We start from the raw sequence: 340 nt of genomic DNA, 5'->3' as shown, positions 1-340 counted from the left end.
TTTAATCTTGACGATGACCTACTCTCACATGGGGAAACCCCACACTACCATCGGCGATGCATCGTTTCACTACTGAGTTCGGGATGGGATCAGGTGGTTCCAATGCTCTATGGTCGTCAAGAAATTCTGTGTATCGGAGCGTTGCTTTAGCAACGTACCGATGAAATTCATGGACTTCTACATAAACGAAACCCCTGTCTGCGTTAGCAAACAGGGGTTTCGGAATTTAATCTTGACGATGACCTACTCTCACATGGGGAAACCCCACACTACCATCGGCGATGCATCGTTTCACTGCTGAGTTCGGGATGGGATCAGGTGGTTCCAATGCTCTATGGTC

General features: G+C 48.2%; 2 rRNA genes. Both read right to left on the bottom strand.

The annotated features are described in order from the left end of the window. Positions 1 to 5 precede the first annotated feature (5 nt). Positions 6 to 121, bottom strand: a 5S ribosomal RNA gene (gene rrf / locus HCF10_RS31000). A 109-nt stretch (positions 122 to 230) separates the two neighbouring features. Then, positions 231 to 340 (bottom strand): 5S ribosomal RNA (rrf, locus tag HCF10_RS30995); the annotation flags it as partial.

The organism is Pseudomonas sp. B14(2022) (assembly GCF_012030485.1).
In the GTDB taxonomy this organism is placed as follows: Bacteria; Pseudomonadota; Gammaproteobacteria; order Pseudomonadales; family Pseudomonadaceae; genus Aquipseudomonas.
Note: the sequence above shows the minus strand (reverse complement) of the source record. Positions and strands in the feature narration are given on the sequence as shown.